The organism is Salegentibacter tibetensis, from assembly GCF_020164485.1.
In the GTDB taxonomy this organism is placed as follows: domain Bacteria; phylum Bacteroidota; class Bacteroidia; order Flavobacteriales; family Flavobacteriaceae; genus Salegentibacter; species Salegentibacter tibetensis.
Genome location: NZ_JAIQZA010000069.1, coordinates 1 through 4,367, shown reverse-complemented (window position 1 = coordinate 4,367; position 4,367 = coordinate 1). Strand labels below are relative to the sequence as shown.

6 protein-coding genes are annotated in these 4,367 nt (G+C 37.8%); 3 read left to right on the top strand and 3 right to left on the bottom strand.

The genetic code is table 11. The annotated features are described in order from the left end of the window. Window positions 1–261: 261 nt before the first annotated feature. Complete coding sequence (locus LB467_RS18425) at window positions 262–546, bottom strand: type II toxin-antitoxin system RelE/ParE family toxin (protein WP_224475621.1); 285 nt, start codon at window positions 544–546, stop codon at window positions 262–264. Window positions 547–549: 3 nt separating this feature from the next. Further along, on the bottom strand, window positions 550–780 hold the full coding sequence (locus tag LB467_RS18420; RefSeq protein ID WP_224475620.1) for a ribbon-helix-helix domain-containing protein: 231 nt from the start codon (window positions 778–780) through the stop codon (window positions 550–552). A gap of 175 nt (window positions 781–955) precedes the next feature. On the opposite strand from LB467_RS18420, the gene LB467_RS18415 reads away from it, so the two are divergent. The 3 genes from LB467_RS18415 to LB467_RS18405 are packed head-to-tail and all read left to right on the top strand — an operon-like array spanning window position 956 to window position 3,245. Continuing rightward, window positions 956–2,071: an NAD(P)/FAD-dependent oxidoreductase gene (locus LB467_RS18415; RefSeq protein WP_224475619.1), complete on the top strand. Its 1,116-nt coding sequence runs from the start codon at window positions 956–958 to the stop codon at window positions 2,069–2,071. Further along, the gene (gene mtgA, locus LB467_RS18410) at window positions 2,068–2,739 is read left to right on the top strand and encodes a monofunctional biosynthetic peptidoglycan transglycosylase (RefSeq protein ID WP_224475618.1); all 672 of its coding nucleotides are present in this window, start codon (window positions 2,068–2,070) and stop codon (window positions 2,737–2,739) included. Before LB467_RS18415 ends, mtgA begins: the two co-directional genes overlap by 4 nt. A gap of 53 nt (window positions 2,740–2,792) precedes the next feature. Then, window positions 2,793–3,245 carry a transcription elongation factor gene (locus LB467_RS18405; RefSeq protein WP_224475617.1) on the top strand — a complete coding sequence of 151 codons (453 nt, stop codon included), beginning with the start codon at window positions 2,793–2,795 and terminating at the stop codon, window positions 3,243–3,245. 235 nt (window positions 3,246–3,480) lie between these two features. Here LB467_RS18405 and LB467_RS18400 read toward each other — a convergent pair whose 3' ends face one another. After that, the gene (locus LB467_RS18400; protein ID WP_224475615.1) at window positions 3,481–4,245 is read right to left on the bottom strand and encodes an ABC transporter ATP-binding protein; all 765 of its coding nucleotides are present in this window, start codon (window positions 4,243–4,245) and stop codon (window positions 3,481–3,483) included. Window positions 4,246–4,367 lie beyond the last annotated feature (122 nt).

Genomic DNA, 4,367 nt, shown 5'->3' with positions numbered 1-4,367 from the left:
AAAGCTTATCAGGAAAAAATACTGCTTAATAAGCAAAAAAGCTTGTTCAAAATGGCAAAAGAAATGGACATGGTAATCAGCTATAAAACAGCAACTTAAAAAATACGTCAATGGTAATTTATTTCAGAATCTAACATGTCGAAAATCAAAATATGTTAGAAGACAAAGTCAGTTCAGCTGACGTGATAGAATTAAGTTTTCAGAATAAATTTAAATATCAGTCCTCACAGGTTTTCAAAACCTGTGAGGACTTTTTTATATTCAGTATTTGCTAAAAGGAAAATTTTGGCGTCCAATAATTGCCATAATTTCAACCTTATCTGCTATTCTATAATAAATGGTATCAGCCTTATAAGTGCAGAACCTATAATCTTGTTTAATGTGCCTTGCCGATGGGAACATGTAGGGATTTTCAGCGATCCTATCAAAAGTATCAACCAGCCCATAAAAGTATTTCAAGGCTTGCTTATCTCCAAAATGTTGTGCCCCATATCGATAAATCCTAATAAGGTCTTCCTCAGCTTCAAGGCTAATTTTATAGCGCATTAACTATTTTTCTTTAGCCTTTTTTAATATTTCATCGGCTGTATTTCGAGTAAAGCCTCTTTTTTCGGCGCTTTCTAACTTAGATCGTATCCAGTCCACCTGTTTCTGCTGCCCTCTTGCCTGTCTTATCAAGTCATTGATCAATTCACTTTTACTAGTATATTCTTTACTAGTAACCTGCTCTTTAAGCCATTCATCATTCGGTTCTGTTACCGTAATACTTTGCCTTGCCATAATTTGTACTTTAGATGTAAATATACACCAAATTCGCACCAATTAAAATTTGTTATACGATTGAAAAATACAGACCTGTGGATCAAAAGGAAGAAATAGATTACTAAATTTACGGTTTTCTTCCTTGCAATAAGGTCTTTTTAATTTCGTATTTTCATTGAAAATTATCACTTCCATGGATCTTTCCTACTGGGAAACCAAAACCTGGTTTTCAAATATCGATTTTTGCATTATCGGCAGCGGGATTACCGGGCTAAACTGCGCGCTTAACCTAAAAGAGCGCTTTCCAAGGGCGAAAATCCTGATTTTGGAACGTGGGATCTTGCCTAATGGCGCGAGCACAAAAAATGCCGGTTTCGCTTGTTTTGGTAGCGTTTCTGAAATTCTGGACGATTTAAACTCTCACAGTGAAGCCGAAGTTTTGCAACTCATACAAAAGCGATTAAAAGGCTTGAAATTGCTTCGGGAGACTCTCGGAGACCAAAATATTGGTTACAAAGAATACGGCGGCTACGAACTTTTTACTGTTGAGGATGCTGCCCTTTTTGAAGAATGTAATTCGGCTTTACCAAAACTAAATACAATGCTGAAACCTGTATTTGGAGACTCCGTGTTTAGTATTCAAAATGATAGTTTTGGGTTTAAGAATATTCAGAAGAAACTTATTTTTAATCAGTTTGAAGGACAATTAAATACCGGCAAAATGATGGAGGTTTTACTGCATAAAGTCCAAAAAGCCTGTATAAAAATCCTGAATAATATTACAGTTGAAGAATTTGTGGAAACAAAAAATTCAATAAAAATCAAAACCGATAAATTAGAAATTTCAGCAAATAAATTATTGATCGCTACCAACGGATTTTCAGAAAAACTGGGGATTTCAGAAGTAAAACCCGCCCGCGCCCAGGTGTTGGTTACCAAACCGATAAAAAATCTGGAGATCAAAGGAACGTTCCATTTGGATAAAGGCTATTATTATTTCAGAAATATTGGTGACCGCGTCCTTTTTGGCGGCGGAAGAAACCTGGATTTTAAAACGGAAGAAACCACCGAAATTGCTCAAACCGAACTTATTCAGCACAGACTGGAACAATTGCTTAAAACCACAATTTTGCCTGAAACTCGAATTGAAATAGATCAGCGCTGGAGCGGAATTATGGGAGTTGGGAAACAGAAAAACCCTGTCGTAAAGCAAATTTCAGAAAATGTTTATTGTGGGGTTCGTTTAGGCGGAATGGGCGTTGCTATTGGTAGTTTGGTCGGGAAAGAACTTTCAGAATTAATAAAATGATAAAGAAAATCTTCAAATTCCTGCTGAAACTTGCAGGCATTTTAATTTTGTTTTCGCTTTTAATGGTGCTGCTTTATAAATGGGTTCCGGTTCCGTTTACACCATTAATGGCCATTCGTTATTTTGAAAATCCTGAAGAGAAGATCCAGTATTCCTGGATCCCGCGAGAAGAGATTTCTTTGCATTTACAACTTGGGGTAATTGCGAGTGAAGATCAAAATTTTGTGAAGCATAATGGCTTTGATTTTGAAGCTATAGAAGAGGCGATAGAAGACAACCAAAAAGGAAAGCGCATGCGTGGTGCCAGTACCATTTCGCAACAAACTGCGAAAAATGTGTTTTTATGGCCGGGAAGAAACTGGCTGCGAAAAGGTTTGGAGGTTTATTTCACTTTCTTGATCGAAACCTTTTGGAGCAAAGAGCGAATTATAGAAGTTTACCTGAATAGCATTGAAATGGGCCCCGGAGTTTACGGCGCTGAAGCCGCTGCTCAGCATTGGTTCAATAAATCGGCTGCAAATCTTTCGGTTTATGAAGCTGCGGCAATTGCGGCTATTTTACCAAATCCCCGGGAATACGGGGCAAATCCTGCCAGCAATTATATAAATCAGCGAAAGAACTGGATCGTCAGACAAATGCAGAATTACGGGGAATTTAGATTGGAGTAGTTTAAACCAGACCTCACAGGTTTCAAAAACCTGTGAGGTCTCAAAAGAATTAAATGAATTCAATAAAAGAAAAACTATATAAAGCCTGCGAAGCTTATGTGGAAGAACGCATAAAGCGAATTGAAGCTGCTATGGCTGGACTCGAAAGCGATTTGGAGAATGAGACTAAGAGTAGTGCAGGAGATAAATATGAAACCGGCAGGGAAATGATAAACCTGGAAATAAATAAACTATCGGAACAACTGCAGCAATTCAAAAATCTAAGAAATACGCTCAGTGTGGCTAAAAGGAGAACCAATAACGCCACTGCGCAATTAGGAACTGCGGTGAAAACCAATATGGCCAATTATTTTATCGCCATCCCGGCCAATCGTATTATTGTAGATGGAGTCGTATATTTTGCCATTGGAGCCAATTCTCCAATCGCACAATTATTACTGCATAAAAAAGCCGGTGAAAAAATAACTTTTAACGGAAAATCTGCTAAAATCCTGGAAGTGTTTTAACTCATTCGCTAGGAGATTTACAAGCAAAATTAAACTAAGGGTGTCACGTCGAGCGCCAGCCCGACTCGGCACTGGGGGGCAGTCGGGACGTTTTTGTTTAAACCTTCGATTAAATCTTGTCTTGAGCGCAGTCGAAAGGCTCAAGGAGATAAAAGCTTTTAGACGGATAAGCATTCTGAAATCTAGTTACAGCCACCAATACACGAATATTTAATTAGTGTATTCGTGGCCCAAATTATTTAAGCCTTGATTCGATTAATTTTTCTGAAACTTTCAGATTAACTTTTTTTCCTTCTTTTAATTCTTGTGAATGATTAAAATAAATGGTTTTTCCGTTTAATTCAGCTTCAATTAGCCAGTTTTCACCTTTAAACCAGGATTTCTTTACTGTTGCCTTTATTGCTGATTTCTGGGTGAGTTTCATTTCTTCAGGATAAAGGATTACCTTTTTTCTGCTTTTTTCATCTTCACGTAGATCTTTCAGCATTAGTTCATTTACATCACCAAAGAGCGAAGCCACATATTTATTCGGCGGGTTTTGATATAATTCTGAAGGAGAATTTTCCGCATAGATTTTTGCATTTTTTAATACAATGGTTTTATCGGCAAAGGAAAGTGCATCGGTGCTGTCGTGAGTAGCGACGATGCAGGCAATATTGTTTTCCTTTAAATAAGCAAAAAGCCTGCGGCGTAAGTTGTTTTTTCTGAAATGATCTATATGGCTAAAAGGCTCGTCCAGCAAAAGCAGTTCTGGTTGTTTTGCCAAAGCACGTGCTAAAGCTACTCGCTGTTGTTGTCCGCCGCTAAGGAGTTTCGATTTTTTATCGGCCAGCTCGGTCATTTCGACCACTTCCAGCAATTTTTTAATGCGGTTTTTCTTTTTTTGAGGAAATTGATTGCTGAGATGTTTTCCAATATTATCGGCCACACTTAAGGGTGGCATTAAATCGAAGTCCTGGGCCAGGTATTTAATAAACGGCTCTCCCGGCACAAGGTGCATAATCCGCTGAAAGCGGACAGGCGTTCCGTTTCAAAACGGACACTTTTCTTCTAAAATTTCGGTTAAGTTAATTAAATTTTTTTTGCTCTTATTTTCTAAATTTTCTCATCGATTCTCCCTCT

Coding starts and splice junctions, on each gene's coding strand:
- LB467_RS18400 (WP_224475615.1), bottom strand. CDS start 4,245: ATGCACCTTGTGCCGGGAGAGCCGTTTATTAAATACCTGGCCCAGGAC.
- LB467_RS18420 (WP_224475620.1), bottom strand. CDS start 780: ATGGCAAGGCAAAGTATTACGGTAACAGAACCGAATGATGAATGGCTT.
- LB467_RS18415 (WP_224475619.1), top strand. CDS start 956: ATGGATCTTTCCTACTGGGAAACCAAAACCTGGTTTTCAAATATCGAT.
- mtgA (WP_224475618.1), top strand. CDS start 2,068: ATGATAAAGAAAATCTTCAAATTCCTGCTGAAACTTGCAGGCATTTTA.
- LB467_RS18405 (WP_224475617.1), top strand. CDS start 2,793: ATGAATTCAATAAAAGAAAAACTATATAAAGCCTGCGAAGCTTATGTG.
- LB467_RS18425 (WP_224475621.1), bottom strand. CDS start 546: ATGCGCTATAAAATTAGCCTTGAAGCTGAGGAAGACCTTATTAGGATT.